Source organism: Streptomyces sp. NPDC104106 (assembly GCF_055584345.1).
In genome coordinates this window covers 202,052-217,436 of sequence record NZ_JBVJMF010000012.1, presented here as the reverse complement: position 1 = coordinate 217,436, position 15,385 = coordinate 202,052, and the positions used below count along the sequence as shown (strand labels likewise).

Annotated in this window: 11 protein-coding genes and 1 pseudogene; 7 read left to right on the top strand and 5 right to left on the bottom strand. The window is 70.5% G+C overall.

Annotated features, from left to right (window positions below; genetic code table 11):
- Nucleotides 1-29: 29 nt before the first annotated feature.
- The 3 genes from ACZ60X_RS27055 (at nt 30) to ACZ60X_RS27045 (ending at nt 3,797) form a co-directional block, all read left to right on the top strand.
- Nucleotides 30-236: a hypothetical protein gene (locus ACZ60X_RS27055; protein WP_469603479.1), complete on the top strand. Its 207-nt coding sequence runs from the start codon at nt 30-32 to the stop codon at nt 234-236.
- A gap of 205 nt (nt 237-441) precedes the next feature.
- Nucleotides 442-2,025, top strand: coding sequence for an FMN-binding glutamate synthase family protein (locus ACZ60X_RS27050; RefSeq protein WP_469603477.1), 1,584 nt, complete (start codon nt 442-444; stop codon nt 2,023-2,025).
- Nucleotides 2,026-2,039: 14 nt separating this feature from the next.
- The gene (locus tag ACZ60X_RS27045; protein ID WP_469603475.1) at nt 2,040-3,797 is read left to right on the top strand and encodes a thiamine pyrophosphate-dependent enzyme; all 1,758 of its coding nucleotides are present in this window, start codon (nt 2,040-2,042) and stop codon (nt 3,795-3,797) included.
- A gap of 76 nt (nt 3,798-3,873) precedes the next feature.
- Here the strand turns inward: ACZ60X_RS27045 and ACZ60X_RS27040 are convergent, their stop codons facing one another.
- The 3 genes from ACZ60X_RS27040 to ACZ60X_RS27030 all read right to left on the bottom strand — a co-directional run bounded on the left by ACZ60X_RS27040 (nt 3,874) and on the right by ACZ60X_RS27030 (nt 11,129).
- Nucleotides 3,874-4,260, bottom strand: a complete 387-nt coding sequence (locus tag ACZ60X_RS27040; RefSeq protein WP_469603472.1) for a hypothetical protein — start codon at nt 4,258-4,260, stop codon at nt 3,874-3,876.
- Nucleotides 4,261-4,405: 145 nt separating this feature from the next.
- Nucleotides 4,406-6,820, bottom strand: a complete 2,415-nt coding sequence (locus ACZ60X_RS27035; protein WP_469603469.1) for a SpoIIE family protein phosphatase — start codon at nt 6,818-6,820, stop codon at nt 4,406-4,408.
- A 55-nt stretch (nt 6,821-6,875) separates the two neighbouring features.
- Entirely contained in the window at nt 6,876-11,129 is a 4,254-nt protein-coding gene (locus tag ACZ60X_RS27030; RefSeq protein ID WP_469603467.1) for a HAMP domain-containing protein, read from the bottom strand.
- A gap of 245 nt (nt 11,130-11,374) precedes the next feature.
- On the opposite strand from ACZ60X_RS27030, the gene ACZ60X_RS27025 reads away from it, so the two are divergent.
- A complete protein-coding gene (locus ACZ60X_RS27025) occupies nt 11,375-11,842 on the top strand; it encodes a S41 family peptidase (RefSeq protein WP_469603667.1) in 468 nt (155 codons plus the stop codon).
- 83 nt (nt 11,843-11,925) lie between these two features.
- A pseudogene (locus ACZ60X_RS27020) lies at nt 11,926-12,174 on the top strand (IS5/IS1182 family transposase); the annotation flags it as partial.
- 160 nt (nt 12,175-12,334) lie between these two features.
- Here the strand turns inward: ACZ60X_RS27020 and ACZ60X_RS27015 are convergent.
- Entirely contained in the window at nt 12,335-12,718 is a 384-nt protein-coding gene (locus ACZ60X_RS27015; RefSeq protein ID WP_469603463.1) for a hypothetical protein, read from the bottom strand.
- A 704-nt stretch (nt 12,719-13,422) separates the two neighbouring features.
- Nucleotides 13,423-14,244 (bottom strand): helix-turn-helix domain-containing protein, encoded by an 822-nt coding sequence (locus ACZ60X_RS27010; RefSeq protein WP_469603460.1) that lies wholly within the window; start codon nt 14,242-14,244, stop codon nt 13,423-13,425.
- Between the two features lie 63 nt (nt 14,245-14,307).
- Between ACZ60X_RS27010 and ACZ60X_RS27005 the strand changes: the two genes are divergently transcribed.
- Both ACZ60X_RS27005 and ACZ60X_RS27000 read left to right on the top strand, forming a co-directional pair.
- Nucleotides 14,308-15,114, top strand: coding sequence for an SDR family NAD(P)-dependent oxidoreductase (locus ACZ60X_RS27005; protein ID WP_469603458.1), 807 nt, complete (start codon nt 14,308-14,310; stop codon nt 15,112-15,114).
- A 79-nt stretch (nt 15,115-15,193) separates the two neighbouring features.
- Nucleotides 15,194-15,373, top strand: coding sequence for an SDR family oxidoreductase (locus ACZ60X_RS27000; protein ID WP_469603455.1), 180 nt, complete (start codon nt 15,194-15,196; stop codon nt 15,371-15,373).
- Nucleotides 15,374-15,385 lie beyond the last annotated feature (12 nt).

Below are 15,385 nucleotides of genomic sequence, written 5' to 3'. Positions count from 1 at the left end.
CGTGAGACGCACTCTGCGCGCGGTTGGCGATGGTGCTGCTGCCACTGGCCGCAGCCTTCACGTTCCTGCTGCCCCAACCCGCGGCCGCGGCGAGCCTGACCCAGATCACCGGTTTCGGGAACAACCCCACCCACCTCAACACGTACCTCTACGTGCCCGACCACCTGGCACCCAGGCCCGCCCTGCTGGTCCTGGTCCATTACATTCCATCGCCGACCTCCTCGCATTCCTCGTGACCCGGGCCGTCGCGCGGTGTGCATGTCCCTGGCTATCCGGTTGCCCCTGGCAAGGGCGTTGCACGCCTGCCGCACTGTCGGCCCGGTTCGGCGCCCCGGGCGGCGGGCTTCCTGCCCGGCCCCCGGCCGGGCCCAGACATCGGTGAGGGAGGCTGGTGCCGTCCCGGCGTGCATGTCAGGCGGCAACCGGGTAATGCGCGACACTGTGACACGCATCGTCATCATCGTCCTGACTCTGCTGGCCGCTCTCGGCTCCCTCGCCGTGGCGGTCGCCGGCTCACCCGCCTGGTGGTTCGTGGCCCTGCCGCTGACGTTCCTGGGCGCGCTCGGCGCCCGGGACCTGCTGCAGCGCCGGCACTCGGTGCTCCGCAACTACCCCGTCCTCGGCCATCTCCGCTTCCTCATGGAGAGGATCCGCCCGGAGCTGCAGCAGTACTTCATCGAGCGGAACTACGACGGGCGCCCCTTCGACCGGGACGTACGCAGCATCGTCTACGAGCGCGCCAAGGGCACGGACGCGGAGGAGCCGTACGGCACGGAACGGGACGTGTACCAGCCCGGTTACGAGTATCTGGTCCCCTCGATGGCGCCGTGCCCCGTGCCCGAGACCGCGCCGCGCGTACGGATCGGCGGCCCGGACTGCACCCGCCCCTACGACATGGCTCTGCTGAACGTGTCGGCGATGAGCTTCGGCTCGCTGTCCGCCAACGCCGTCCTCGCGCTCAACGGGGGTGCCGCGGCTGGGGGTTTCGCCCAGGACACCGGTGAGGGCGGACTGTCCGAGTACCACCTGCGGCCCGGGGGCGACCTCGTGTGGGAGATCGGCACCGGGTACTTCGGCTGCCGCACCCGCGACGGGGACTTCGACGCGGCCGAGTTCGCCGACAAGGCCGCGCACGACCACGTCAAGTGCGTGTCCCTGAAACTGTCGCAAGGCGCCAAGCCCGGCATCGGCGGTGTCCTGCCGGGAGCCAAGGTGAACGCCGAGATCGCCCGGGTCCGCGACGTGCCCGAAGGACGGACCGTCGTCTCCCCGCCGTACCACCGCGTCTTCTCCACCCCGCGCGAACTGGTCCGCTTCATCGCCCGCATGCGCGAGCTGTCCGGTGGCAAGCCCGCCGGGTTCAAGCTGTGCGTGGGCTCGCGACGGCAGTTCCTGGCCGTGTGCAAGGCCATGCTGGAGGAGGGCACGGCACCCGACTTCATCGTGGTGGACGGCGCCGAGGGCGGAACCGGCGCGGCGCCGCTGGAGTTCGCCGACCACGTGGGGACCCCACTCACCGAAGGCCTGCTCACCGTGCACAACTCCCTCGTGGGAACTGGCCTGCGCGACCGGATCAGGATCGGCGCCAGCGGCAAGATCGCCACCGGCACCGACCTCGTAAAGCGCATGGTGCAGGGCGCCGACTACGGCAACGCCGCACGGGCCATGATGTTCGCCGTCGGCTGCATCCAGGCCCAGCGGTGCCACACCAACACCTGCCCCACCGGCGTCACCACCCAGGACCCCCGCCGCGCCCGCGCCCTCGACGTCCCCGGCAAGACCGCGCGCGTCCAGCGCTTCCAACAGGCGACGGTGGCCAGCGCCTTGCAGCTCATGGCGTCGATGGGCGTCACCGACCCCGCGCAGCTGCGTCCGCACATGCTCCGCCGGCGCGTGGACCCCTTCACCGAACGCTCCTACGAGGAGCTGTACGAGTGGCTTGAGCCCGGGCAGCTGCTCGCCGAGCCGCCGGACTCCTGGGCGGCCGACTGGAAGGCCGCCGACCCCGACCGATTCACCGTGTGACCTGGAGGAATCACGTGGCCCGTACTGTTGCCCGCGTCATCGTGGACGCGCTGAGCGAGCTCGGCGTACGCCAGGTGTTCGGCGTCGTGGGAGACGCGCTCAACCCCCTGACCGACGCCATCCGCACCACCGAGGGCCTGGAATGGGTGGGGTGCCGGCACGAGGAGGCGGCGGCCTTCGCCGCGAGCGCCCAGTCGCAGCTCACCGGGATCCTCGGCGTGTGCATGGGCACCGTCGGACCCGGTTCCGTCCACCTCCTCAACGGCCTGTACGACGCGGCCAAGAGCCACGCTCCGGTCCTGGCCATCGCCGGCCAGGTACCGCTCGCCGAACTCGGCAGCGACTACTTCCAGGAAGTCGACAACGACGCACTCTTCAGCGACGTGGCCGTCTTCCGCGCTACCGTCACCTCGCCCGACCAGCTGCCGCAGATGCTGGAGACGGCGGTGCGCCACGCACGGGGCCGCAGGGGCGTCGCCGTCCTCACCGTGCCGGGCGACCTGGGCGATCGGGAGCTGACCGCTGACCGGCCCGCCCGGTTCTCCCTGAACCCTCCGGTGAGCCGGCCGGATGAGCCGGCCGTACGCCGCGCCGCGGAACTCCTCGACCGCTCCGAACGGACCACCCTGCTGGTCGGGGCGGGCGCCCGCGCCGCCCGCGACGACGTCCTCGCCCTCGCCCACCGCCTGGCCGCACCGATGGTGCTCACCCTGAAGGCCAAGGCGGGCTTCGAGGGCGAGGCCAACCCCTTCCAGGTCGGCCAGACGGGCCTGATCGGCAACCCCGCCGCCGCGGTGGCCCTCCAGGACGCGGACACCCTTCTCCTGCTCGGCACCGACTTCCCCTACCGGGACTGGTATCCCGAGGGCCGGACCGTGATTCAGGTGGACACCGAGGCCACCCACATCGGACGCCGCGTACCGGTCGACGTCGGCCTCGTGGGGGACACCGGCGCCACCGTACGCGACCTGCTGGACCATCTCACCGCCCCACCCGCGGGTGCCGAGGGCGCACGCGACCGCTCCCACCTGGAGAAGGCGCGTGAGCACTTCGACCAGTGGCGGGCCGGGCAGGCCCGGCTCGCCGACCCCGCCCACGACAAGGGCCTCGTGGGCCGCGTCCGCTCTGCGCTGGACAACCGCCACCACGCCATCCGGCCCGAGGCGCTGGCCGCGGCCGTCGACCGGATCGCGGCCGACGACGCCGTCTTCACCTCCGACACGGGCATGGCCACCGTGTGGCTCTCGCGCTTCGTCGACATGCGCGGCGACCGGCTTCTGATCGGCTCCTACAACCTCGGCTCGATGGCCAACGCGATGCCGCAGGCACTGGGCGCCCAGTGCCTGGACCGTGAACGCCAGGTGGTGGCCTTCTGCGGCGACGGCGGACTGAGCATGCTCCTCGGCGACCTCATGACCCTGAAGACGTACTGCCTGCCCGTCAAGCTCGTCGTCTTCGACAACCGCCGGCTGGGCATGGTGAAACTCGAACAGGAGCAGGCAGGACTGCCCGAGTTCGGCACCGTGCTCGACAATCCCGACTTCGCCGCCGTCGCCGAGGCCATGGGCATCACCGGCATCCGCGTGACGGACCCGGCCGAGGTGGAGGGCGCCGTGCGCCGCGCTCTCCAGGCCCCGGGCCCGGTCCTGCTCGACGTCCTCACCAACCCCGACGAGATCGCCGTCCCGGCCAAGCCGACCGTCGAGCAGGGCTGGGGATTCGCACTGGCCAAGGTCAAAGAGGTCGTACGCAGCCATGGAGAGCCGAACTGAGCCCAACCGGGGGGAGAATGCCGGCCGGGCACCATGAACCGCTGCCCTACCAGCAGCGGTTCAGCGCCGGCTGAAGTCAGCCGTCCCGGTGAGCGCGGAGCACGAGCATGGAGCGCGCCTCCACCTCCACCTCGCTGCCGCTGTTGATCAGCGGCCGGTACTCGGCGCAGGGGATGGCCGTGTCCACCTCCACCGCCCACCATGGGCCGAGCTCCTCGGGGACGGTGAAGGCAAGCGGCTGGCTGTGGGCGTTGAAGAGGAGAAGGAACGAGCCGTCCACCGCGGGCAGGCCCCTCAGGTCCGGTTCCGTGATGGCCTTGCCGTTGAGGTGGACCATCAGGGACCTGGCGAAGCCCGTGTCCCAGTCGGTGTCGGTCATCTCCCGTCCGGCGGGGGTGAACCAGGCGATGTCCTTCGCCTCGCTGGGGCTGCCGTGAGCCGGACGTCCTCGAAGAACCGTCACCGGCGGAAGACGGGATGGTTGCGGCGCGGCATGCAGAGCGGACGCCCGCGCCCGCACGCGGCCCTGCGACGGCGGTCCGGACCGTGCGATGGGCCGGCGCCGGAAACTCTTCTGCGATCGAGAGGTCTTCGCCACGAAGCGAAGGTCAGTCGACCCTGATGCCCACGATGCAGGTGTCGTCGTCGGTGTCCGACCTGCTGTAGGTGAGCAGCCGGTCGAGTTGCTGGTCCAGGGTCCCGGACCCCGGACGCGCCGTGTCCAGCAGATGGGCCAGGGATTCCTCCACCGAGCGGTCCCGGCGCTCGATCAGCCCGTCGGTGTACATAAGGAGGGTGTCTCCCTCGGCCAGTTGCATCTCCGTCTCCTCGTACACCGCCTCCGGCAGGGCACCCAGCAGCAGACCCCTGAGGGTGGGCAGCACGGTGGCCTCGGCCTGGCGCACCAGCACCGGCGGCGGATGCCCGGCTCGCGCCCAGCGCAGGATTCGCCGTTCACCGTCGTACAGCCCGCACACGGCGGTCGCGGTGACGGCGCCCGTCAGATGGTGGGCGACGATGTTCAGCCAGGACAGCAGCTGCCCCGGGCCGGCTCCCGTGACGGCGAGACCACGGAGCGCGTTGCGCAGTACGACCATGTTGGTGGCCGCGTCGATCCCGTGTCCGGCGACGTCTCCGACGCACAGCAGTACCAGTCCTGAGGGCAGCACGACGGCGTCGTACCAGTCACCGCCGACCAGATGCTCCGTCTCGGCCGGCCGGTAGCGCACTGCCACCTGCAGGCCGGGCACGCGCAGCGGAGCCTGGGCGGGAGGCATGATCGCGTGCTGGAGCTGGAGGGCGAGCCGGTTGCGCTCGACGGCCTGCTGTTCGGTGTGAGCGAGCTGGTCGCGGGTCGCGGCGAGCGCCACCTCGGTCCAATGCTGAGCGGAGATGTCCTGGTAGGCGCCGCGGACGCCGCACAGCTGACCCTCTGTGTCGAGGAGCGGTTCGGCAACCACGCGCATGTGCCGGGTCACCCCGTCCGGGCGCTGCAGCCGAAAGGCGGCCGACGCCGGCCTGCGGTGGTGCAGCAGCGTGCGCAGGAACCGTCCGATCGATACGGTGTCGTCCGGGTGGGAGTACGCGGGCAGGTCTTCCAGGGCGACAGGGAGGCTCGTGGGCGGACGACCGTAGAGGCTGAACAGCTGGCTGTTCCAGGTGATCTCGCCGGTCAGCAGGTTCTCCTCGAAACCGCCGATCCGGCCGAGCCGCTGGGCGTGCTGGAGGAGACTGGCCAGGCGGGCTGTCTCGTCCTCGATGCGCCAGATGAGCAGCACGCAGGAGCCGTGGCGGCTGATGCTGATGTCGGCGACCGCGCAGAGCGGAACCTGGTCGACGAGGGCGGTGAGCCGCATGCGCTGGGCGCGGAACGGCTCTCCGGTGGCGTAGACCCGCTCGACGCGCTGGAACAGGTCGCTGACGTCGGCGGCCATCGGGTAGGCCTCCAGCAGCAGTGCGCCGCTGACAACGGCCCGCGGTCGGCCCGCCGGGTCACGGAAGCGGCTGTTGACGTGCTGGATCCGGAAGTCGACGAGTCGCCCGGCCTCGTCGAGGTGCGGCACGAGGACCAGGGCCGGATCGTGCAGGCCGTCCGCCAGGTCGATCAGCTCCGGCACCGCCCGGGATTCGTGCGCGGCCCCGACGGAGGACACGAAGGCCTCCAGGGTGTGCGCACACAGTTCGGCGAGAGTCTCCACCTGCCGTATCACCGGGCGCGGCAGCGGGCTCTGGGGCTTGGGCCAGGCGATCTCCAGGACGCCGTGGATCCGTCCCCCCGCTCCGGCGGGCACGGCGATCCGGGCGCCGTCGGCGTAGTCGCGCCGGCCGATCGTCGGAAGTCCGGAGGCGGCGAGCGAGGGCAGCCACTGCCCGCCGGGCTCGGTCAGTCCGCGCCGGGCCACCGTGACCACGTCAGGCGGGACGTAGCGCCAGCGGGTCGCCTCGGCCGGGGGGAAACCGGCGTTGCCGGCGAGGACGAGCGAGCCCTCCGAGCCGGCCGCCCAGATGGCCACGGCGACGGCACCGAGCGGGCGCAGGGCGTGCTCGAGTAGCGAGTCGGCCATCGCCTGGGTGTCGGGGGCGGCCAGGACGCCGCTCTCGGCCGCGCGCAACCGTACGGCGGCGGAGGCCTCGACGGGGCCGGAGTGGTCGGCGGTCGCGGCCAGGAACGCCTCGGTCACCTCCGCGACCCGGTCCTTGGCCGCCTGGTTGATGATGTCCACGGCGAGTTCCAGTGGTGTCACCTGCGCCTGCTCGGTCAGTTCGGCGAGCTGCCGGGCGGCCTGGGCGGGGCCGCAGCCCAGCCGCTCGACCAGGATGCCCTTGGCCAGTTCGATCAGGGCCCGGCCCTCGGCCTCCGCCTGTGCGGCCCGTACCTCTCGGCGCAACCGGTCCACGGTGGCGGCGAGCCTGCCCACCGGAGGGATCTCGGGCATCTCGGCCGACGTGGCGTCCACCGCCGGGCGCGGGCCGGGCACGGCGTTCGGCGTGGCCGGTTCGGCGGGCGGTTCGTGGGTGGTCATCGGATGGCTGCTCCTCGGCCTGCGGTCGGTCGGATGCGCGATGCCGTGGCCGTCGTCATGCGGGCAACCAGCGTCGGACGCAGGCGATGAGGTCATCGGTGTCCACCGGCTTCGTGACGTAGTCGCTGGCCCCGGAGGTGAGGCTCTTCTCCCGGTCGCCCTGCATCGCCTTGGCCGTCACGGCGATCACCGGCAGGTCGGCGTACTGCGGCAGGCTGCGGATCTCGGCGGTGGCCGCGTACCCGTCCATCTCGGGCATCATCACGTCCATCAGGACCAGTTCGACATCCGGGTTGCTCATCAGCGTCTCGATGCCCTTGCGGCCGTTCTCCGCGTGCAGGACGCGGAAGCCGTGCAGTTCGAGGATGCCGCTGAGCGCGAACAGGTTCCGCGCGTCGTCATCCACGACCAGGACGGTACGGCCGCGGCCGTACCGTCCTGCCGGGGCTTGTGACGTGTGCGGGACTTCGTCGCCGCGGACCAGGGCGAGCACCTCGCCGGGCTCCTCGGCGGACAGGTGCAGGGCGATTCGCTCCCGCAGCTCGTCCAGGCTGGACAGGTACTCCAGCGAGCCGCCCGGTTCGGTCTCGTGGTGCCCCCCGCGCGAGCTGTGCACCAGCACGGGGACGCCGGCGAGAGCGGAGTCGCCGCGCAGCGCGTCCAGGAACCGTGCCGACTCCCCGTCGGGCCGGCCGAGTTCCACGACGACGCAGTGGCAGGGCTCGGCGGCGAGGGCGCCGGCCGCTTCCTGGGCGCCGATCGCGGTGATGATGTCGACGGGCGTGCCGTCGCCGTGGCCGTGTTCCAGGTCGCCGACGACACTCTCCGCGACGAGGGTCAACAGACCGCGCGGGCGTTCCTCCACGACGAGCAGCCTGCGCGCTCGCTGTCCTCTCGACAGCACGGGGGTTGCGGCTCCGGGCGGTGTGGACGAGGTCGTGCCGTCCTCCCGGTCCTGTTCGGCCGACGTGGCGGTGTCACGCGCGCCGCGGAGGTGTTCGTCGAAGTCGGGGCGGGCCACGGGCAGGAACAGCGTGAAGGTGCTGCCCTTGCCCGGGGTGCTGTCGACGGTGACGGCGCCGCCGAGCAGGTGGGCGATCTCCCGGGTGATGGAGAGGCCGAGTCCGGTGCCGCCGTATTTGCGGCTGGTGGTGCCGTCCGCCTGCTGGAACGCACCGAAGATCGTCTCCAGCTGCTGCTCCGGGATGCCGATGCCGGTGTCCTTCACCCGGAACGCGACCACCGCGCCGCCGCGCACCACGCCCGCGGGCACCTCGTCGTCGCCGACGGGTTCGACACGCAGTTCGACCGCGCCCTGTTCGGTGAACTTCACCGCGTTGGACAGCAGATTGCGCAGGATCTGGCGGAGCCGGGAGTCGTCGGTGAGGAGGTCGGCGGGTGCGCCCGCTGATGTGGTGACGGTGAACTCGAGGCTCTTCTGCGAGGTCATCGGCCGGAACGTGGCCTCGACGTACTCGATGAGCCGACGCAGCGAGACGCGCTCGGGCGTCACGTCCATCTTGCCGGCCTCGACCTTGGACAAGTCCAGGATGTCGTTGATCAGCTGGAGCAGGTCGGAGCCCGCCGAGTGGATGATGCCCGCGTACTCGACCTGCTTCGGGGTGAGGTTGCGGGAGGGGTTCTGAGCGAGCAACTGGGCGAGGATGAGCAGGCTGTTGAGCGGAGTGCGCAGCTCGTGGCTCATGTTGGCCAGGAACTCGGATTTGTACTTCGAGGCCAGAGACAACTGCTGGGCGCGCGCCTCCAGTTCCTGCCGGGCTTGCTCGATCTGCAGGTTCTTCGCTTCGATGTCGCGGTTCTGCTCGGCGAGCAGCGAGGCCTTCTCCTCCAGTTCCGCGTTGGACTGCTGCAGCTCCTCCTGCCGGATCTGCAACTCGGCCGAGCGGGCCTGAAGTTCGCTGGTGAGCCGCTGGGACTCTTCGAGGAGTTCGTCGGTGCGGGCGTTGGCGACGATCGTGTTGACGTTGACGCCGATGGTGTCGACGAGCTGCTGGAGGAAGTCCCGCTGGATCGCCGTGAACCGGGTGACGGAGGCCAGTTCGATGACGCCGAGCACCTGCTCTTCGAAGAGGATGGGCAGCAGCAACAGCGCGGTGGGTTGGGTCTGCCCCAGTCCGGACGAGATGGTGATGTATCCGGCCGGCAGCTCGTCCACGGCGATCGTACGGCGGCTGCGCGCGGCCTGGCCGACCAGGGAGCGGCCGAAGGGGATCCGGTCCGGCCGGTCGTCCCCCTCGGGGCGGCCGTAGGAGCCGACGAGCCGCAGCTCGGGTCCCGCCTCGCCGTCCTCGGCGAGGTAGAAGGCACCGTACTGCGCGGAAACCTGGGGCACCAGCTCGTCCATGATCAGCTCGGCTACGACGGACAGGTCACGGTGGCCCTGCATCAGGCCGGAGATCAGGGCGAGGTTGGTCTTGAGCCAGTCTTGTTCCTGGTTGGCCAGAGTGCTCTCGCGCAGCGACTCCACCATGGAATTGATGTTGTCCTTGAGGTCTGCGACCTCGCCGGAGGCCTCCACGGTGATGGAACGGGTCAGATCGCCCTTGGCGACGGCGCTGGCCACGTCGGCGATCGCACGGACCTGCCGGGTCAGGTTCCCGGCGAGTTCGTTGACGTTCTCGGTGAGCCGTTTCCAGGTGCCGGAGACCCCTTCGACCTCGGCCTGCCCGCCGAGCCGGCCCTCGGTGCCGACCTCGCGGGCCACCCGCGTGACCTCGTCCGCGAACGCCGACAGCTGATCCACCATCGTGTTGATGGTCGTCTTCAGTTCGAGGATCTCGCCGCGCGCGTCGACGTCGATCTTCTTCGACAGGTCGCCCTTGGCCACGGCTGTCGTGACCAGGGCGATGTTGCGCACCTGGCCGGTGAGGTTGTTGGCCATGGAGTTGACGTTGTCGGTGAGGTCCTTCCAGGTGCCGGCCACGTTGGGCACATGCGCCTGGCCGCCGAGCCGCCCCTCGGTGCCCACTTCGCGGGCCACGCGCGTGACCTCGCCCGCGAACGCCGACAGGGTGTCGACCATGGTGTTGATGACGTCGGCGAGCGCGGCGACCTCGCCCTTGGCCTCCACAGTGATCTTCTGCGAGAGATCACCCCTGGCGACGGCCTCGGCGACCTCGGCGATGGAGCGCACCTGGCCGGTGAGGTTGGAGGCCATCACGTTGACGTTGTCCGTGAGGTCCTTCCAGGTGCCGGCGACCCCGCGCACCTGGGCCTGGCCGCCGAGCCGGCCCTCGGTGCCGACCTCGCGTGCCACCCGCGTGACCTCGTCGGCGAACGCCGACAACTGGTCCACCATCGTGTTGATGGTGTTCTTCAGTTCGAGGATCTCACCCCTGGCGTCCACCGTGATCTTCTGCGAGAGATCACCCTGCGCCACCGCCGTGGCCACCTGGGCGACATTGCGCACCTGAGCGGTCAGATTCCCGGCCATGAAATTGACCGAATCCGTCAAGTCCCGCCAGGTGCCCTTGACGCCCTTGACGTCCGCCTGGCCGCCGAGCCGGCCGTCGGTGCCGACCTCGCGTGCCACCCGCGTGACCTCGTCGGCGAACGCCGACAACTGGTCCACCATCGTGTTGATGGTGTTCTTCAGTTCGAGGATCTCACCCCTGGCGTCCACCGTGATCTTCTGCGAGAGATCACCCTGCGCCACCGCCGTCGTCACCTGGGCGACATTGCGCACCTGAGCGGTCAGATTCCCGGCCATGAAATTGACCGAATCCGTCAAGTCCCGCCAGACACCCGCAACGCCCGGTACCTGGGCCTGGCCACCGAGCCTGCCCTCGGTGCCGACCTCGCGTGCCACCCGCGTGACCTCGTCGGCGAAGGCGGAGAGCTGGTCGACCATCGTGTTGACGGTCTCCTTCAACTGAAGGATCTCACCGTGCGCCGGCACGTCGATCTTCTGCGACAGATCTCCCTTGGCCACCGCGGTGGCCACCTGGGCGATGTCCCGGACCTGGGTGGTGAGGTTGCCCGCCATCGCGTTGACGGAGTCGGTGAGATCGGCCCAGGTGCCGGAGACGCCGGGTACTTGAGCCTGGCCGCCCAGGGTGCCCTCGGTGCCGACCTCGCGCGCCACGCGGGTCACCTCGGAGGTGAAAACGGACAACTGGTCGACCATACCGTTGAAGACGGTGGCGATGTCGCCCAGGAGCCCCGGGGATTCTTCCGGCAGCCGGGTGCCGAAGTCCCCGTCCCGCACCGCTGTCAGCCCCGCGAGCAGCCTTCTCAGTTCCTCGTCACCGTGGACCGCGCGAGTCGTCGCGGTCGCTTTGCCAGTCATGCGCACCCTCGTTCCGCTCCCCTTGAGCCCTCACGCGGAGGACTCGGAACCCGCGCCGGGCACGCGGCCTGACCCGGCGATCGGCGTAGGCGTCACCGCAGTTCACGGATCCGCCCGATGAGAAAATACGCCGCAGGCTAACCCAGCCTGCCGGGCTCACACAAAGCAATCGGACACCCCTCCGACGATCGTGGGGTTCATCCATATTGGACAGGAATAGCGGATGTTGAACCGGGTACCCGCAGATATTTGGCCGGTCTCCGCACGCGCCCTCCGCGCGGCTCGCCCCGGCGGGCCGACCGCGCCGGCGTCGCCTGCGAAGGACGGAGCCAGGTGGACTGCAACGCGCCACGCGGTCCGCGCGACCACTTCAGTACTGGACCCTCGGGCACCTCGCCGTACCGCGCTACCTGGACCGCCCGGTCACCGTACTGACCAGTGACCTCACCTTCTCCGGCGGAGAGGAACCGGTGCACAACCTGAAGGTGCGGGGGAGCGCCACCTTGGTCGGCCAGACCACCAGCGGTGGCGCCCACCCCACGGACCGTATTCCGGTCACCCCGCACGTCACCGTGACCGTTCCCGCCGCCCGCTCGATCAACCCGATCACCGGCACCAACTGGGAAGGCGTCGGTGGTGAGCCCGACCTGGCAGTCGCGGCCGGGGACGCGCTGAAAGCGGCGCTGGAGCACCTGCGCACGCGGATCGGCTGAACGGTGTGGTCGACGCTTTGAAGTGGCGGGGAGACTGGGCGTGAACGGGACAGACCCAGCTGCCGTGATCAGGGAATTGAGATGCTCTGCGAGCACTGCAGAACTCTGTGACTGCCCTGCCTCCATGGCTGATCGAACCGCTCTCGGACCAATTCGGGCGCGCCCACGCCTGGCAGAACGCCTTCCACCGGCTCGCCCGCTGTTGCGAACGCCGGAGCACGGTCATCGAAGCCTTCTTCGACCTCGCCGATACCATTATCACCGTGCGTCGCCTGGTCCGCCGGGCGTGGGCCACCCACCGCTGGGATGTACGCCCCCAACGCCGACCATGAGCGGCCGCCCTGTCTGCGCGACCGCTGAGCGAAGAGAGACGGCCCGGGCGCCGTGCGGTGGCCCGGGCCGAGGTGTGGTGCGCCGCTGGCCTTGCGTCTCAGTCACCTCGCTGGGCGATGGTGGTGCGCAGCCGCTTCGGCTGGCGAGCGGTTACGTGCCTCAGCAGTAGTTCCAGACAGACCAGACAGGGCCCCAGCTGGCGTAGGGGTCCGAGGAGGGGGCGCCGGGAGTCGTGTAGAGCCATCCCCCGTCCTTCCCGTACATCCCTGTCTGCGTGCCCGCGGTCTGGTTGTTGTACCAGGAGCCTCCACTGCCCATGCCGTCGGGAATCTCCTGCTGGTAACAGTCCTTGTACCGGAACCCGAGCGACTGGAAGTTGGACTTCTTGTAGCCGCAGAAGTAGCCCTTGGGGCAGTCGGCCGGCGCGGACCGTAAGGACGGCTGCGCTGCGTGGGAAGGGGCTGTGGACAGCGCCACGGCGATGAGCACCCCAGCGGCCACGAGAAGCTGCCGTAGAGACGTCCGGGCGGTGGGCTTGGACATGTGGGTTCCCTTCGTGCCTGTGCGTGTAGTGGGTGGCCGACCGGAACGGCGAAGCTCTCTCTCTGGCGCCGGCCGGCGTTCCACAAGGTTTCCGGGCTGCCCGGTTGCTGCACACCCCTTTTTCCGCCGAAGTCCACAAACTTCGCTTTTGCTTGCCCGGTCGTCATGCTCCGTCCGGCAGAAGTGCGCACACCGGACGACCCGGTCTGTGGCTGTGGAGCGAACTTGCCAACGACGACGGGCGTACCCGAAGCCGGGGCTGCGGTGGCGTCCCCTGGCGCGCAGCACGGTCGGCGCTACGTTGAACCGGCCGACGGCCTGCTGGACGGCCTGCTGTGGTACGCCGAACGCCTGGCCAGTGGTGCCTCCGCCACAGGTGGATTGCCCTGGGAGAAGGCCGGATGGCCACCCTGGGCGCGGCGCGGGTCGAAGAGGTCCGGGGCCGGATGCGTGGCGCTCGTCGCGGCTGCCGGACATGAGTCGGCGGGCGGTGGGCAACGCGGCCCTGACGCGCCGGGGTGCGGCGCGGCGCCAGGCGGGTGCCGGCATGACGGCCGAGGCGGCTTCGCCGACGTTGTCGCGGATGCCGCCTGGCAATTCGTCCTCGGCGGCATCGCCGTACAGTCCCGGCGGAACGACGAGGCCGCCCGCGGCCACCCACCGCCTGCGCGAACGCCCGCCGTACCGCACGTCTCTCACACTGCTCACGACGCGTTCCTCGCGGCGGCCGGGTCAGCGACCGTTGGAAGACGCGCCAGGGCTGCTTCGGACGGGCTGCCGGCCGTCGCCTGATACACGATGATCACCTGTTGCTCGGCGCCGCCGACGGTGAGCGCCTGCCTTCGCAGGGCGAGGCTGCCGACGACCGGGTGCGCGAAGCGCTTGAGTTCGTCACGGGCGGGCCGCGTCTCGTGCCGCATCCACAGACGACGGAACTCCTCATCCGCCTCCAACTCGGCTACGAGGCGGACGGCTTTGGGGTCGCGTGGGTCTGCTTCGGCACGCAGGGCTGCTGCGGTCTGCGCGGCTATCTCCGCCCAGTCGGGGAAGAGCCGGCGGGACGCCGGGTCGAGGAACACCGCTCGGACCAGGTTGCTCCCGGGCTCGTACATCGGGGCGAGCGCACGGGCCTGCTTGTTCGCCGCGAGCACGTCGAAGTATCGGTTTCGCACGTACGCAGGGCGGTCCGTCCACGCGTCGAGCAGCCGGTGCACGTCCGCGGAGACCTCGGTCCGGGACGGCGGCCCGGGGGCGGGACCGGCGAGGGCGTGCAGGTGGGCGGAGGCGTCGGCGTCCAGCTTCAGTGCCCGCGCGAGGGAGCGCAGCACCTGGGGCGAAGGGTGCCGGTCGACGCCCTGTTCGAGTCGGACCAGGTACGGCTCGCTGATTCCGGCGAGCCGGGCCAGTTCCTCCCGGCGCAGTCCTGCCACCCGGCGACGCCCGCCGGCGGGCACCGCCACGTCCGCCGGAGCGACCCGTCCGCGCCGGGCCTTGAGGAAATCTCCCAGAAGATTGTCGGCCACCATGCCGCGAGGGTAACCCTGCAAGGGTGCTGGCTGCCGAGGTGCAAACGACGCAGGCTCGATGCCATGAAGACCTGGTTCATCACCGGCGCCTCCCGCGGCTTCGGCCGTATCTGGGCCGAAGCCGCTCTCGACCGCGGCGACCGCGTCGCCGCCACGGCACGCGATCCCGAGACGCTGCGGCCTCTCCTGGACGCCCACGGGGACGATGTCCTCCCCATGAGACTCGACGTGACCGACCGCACCGCCGTTACCGCTGCGGTGCGGCGGGCCGCCGAGACCTTCGGTCGCCTGGACGTGGTCGTCAACAACGCGGGCTACGGCCTGTTCGGCATGGTCGAGGAAACCACCGAGGAACAGGCCCGCGCCCAGCTCGACACCAACCTGTTCGGCGCGCTGTGGGTGACGCAGGCGGCCCTGCCGTACCTGCGGGCCCAGGGCAGTGGTCACATCCTGCAGGTCTCCAGCCTCGGTGGTCTCGCCGCCTTCCCCACGCTCGGGCTGTACAACGCCTCCAAGTGGGCCATGGAGGGGATGAGCGAGGCCCTGGCCCAGGAGATCGCCCCCTTCGGAATCCACGTGACCCTCGTTGAACCCGGCCCCTACGGCACCGACTGGTCCGGGGCCTCCGCAGTGCACACCGAGCCGCTGCCCGCCTACGAACGCGTCCGCGCCGCGCGCCGGGCCGGTGCCTCCGCCCGCACCCCCCAGGACGCGCGAGGCACCGCCGCCGTTGTCCTCGAACTCGTCGACACCGACGCACCACCCCTGCGGCTCTTCCTCGGCACCTACCCCTATCCGGTGGTCGAGGCGGCCTACCGGGAGCGGCTCCACACATGGAACGAATGGCGGCGCCTCGCCTCCCGGGCGTGACCGGCACGGAGCACCCCGCGCCGCCCGGGGTGGCCGGGCGCCTGGGTCAAAGTACCCATGGAGAACATGGAGGACACCGGTGGGCCGCGAGGCATCGGCCCGGCGGGCGTCGCGTACCACCTCGTTCACGCGCATACCGCTCGGGCGCCAGGGCACCGCCTGGGAGGCGGCCGAAGCCGTCGCCTTCCTGCTCTCCGACCGCGCCTCCTGCATCACCGGACAGAGCCTGGTGGTCGACGGAGGGCTGAGCGCCGTCTGAGCACGCGGCGCC

What these genes read in the sequence shown, in the direction of transcription:
- ACZ60X_RS27055 (WP_469603479.1), top strand. Translation starts at nt 30, where the DNA reads ATGGTGCTGCTGCCACTGGCCGCAGCCTTCACGTTCCTGCTGCCCCAA.
- ACZ60X_RS27035 (WP_469603469.1), bottom strand. Translation starts at nt 6,820, where the DNA reads ATGACCACCCACGAACCGCCCGCCGAACCGGCCACGCCGAACGCCGTG.
- ACZ60X_RS27030 (WP_469603467.1), bottom strand. Translation starts at nt 11,129, where the DNA reads ATGACTGGCAAAGCGACCGCGACGACTCGCGCGGTCCACGGTGACGAG.
- ACZ60X_RS27015 (WP_469603463.1), bottom strand. Translation starts at nt 12,718, where the DNA reads ATGTCCAAGCCCACCGCCCGGACGTCTCTACGGCAGCTTCTCGTGGCC.
- ACZ60X_RS27010 (WP_469603460.1), bottom strand. Translation starts at nt 14,244, where the DNA reads ATGGTGGCCGACAATCTTCTGGGAGATTTCCTCAAGGCCCGGCGCGGA.
- ACZ60X_RS27005 (WP_469603458.1), top strand. Translation starts at nt 14,308, where the DNA reads ATGAAGACCTGGTTCATCACCGGCGCCTCCCGCGGCTTCGGCCGTATC.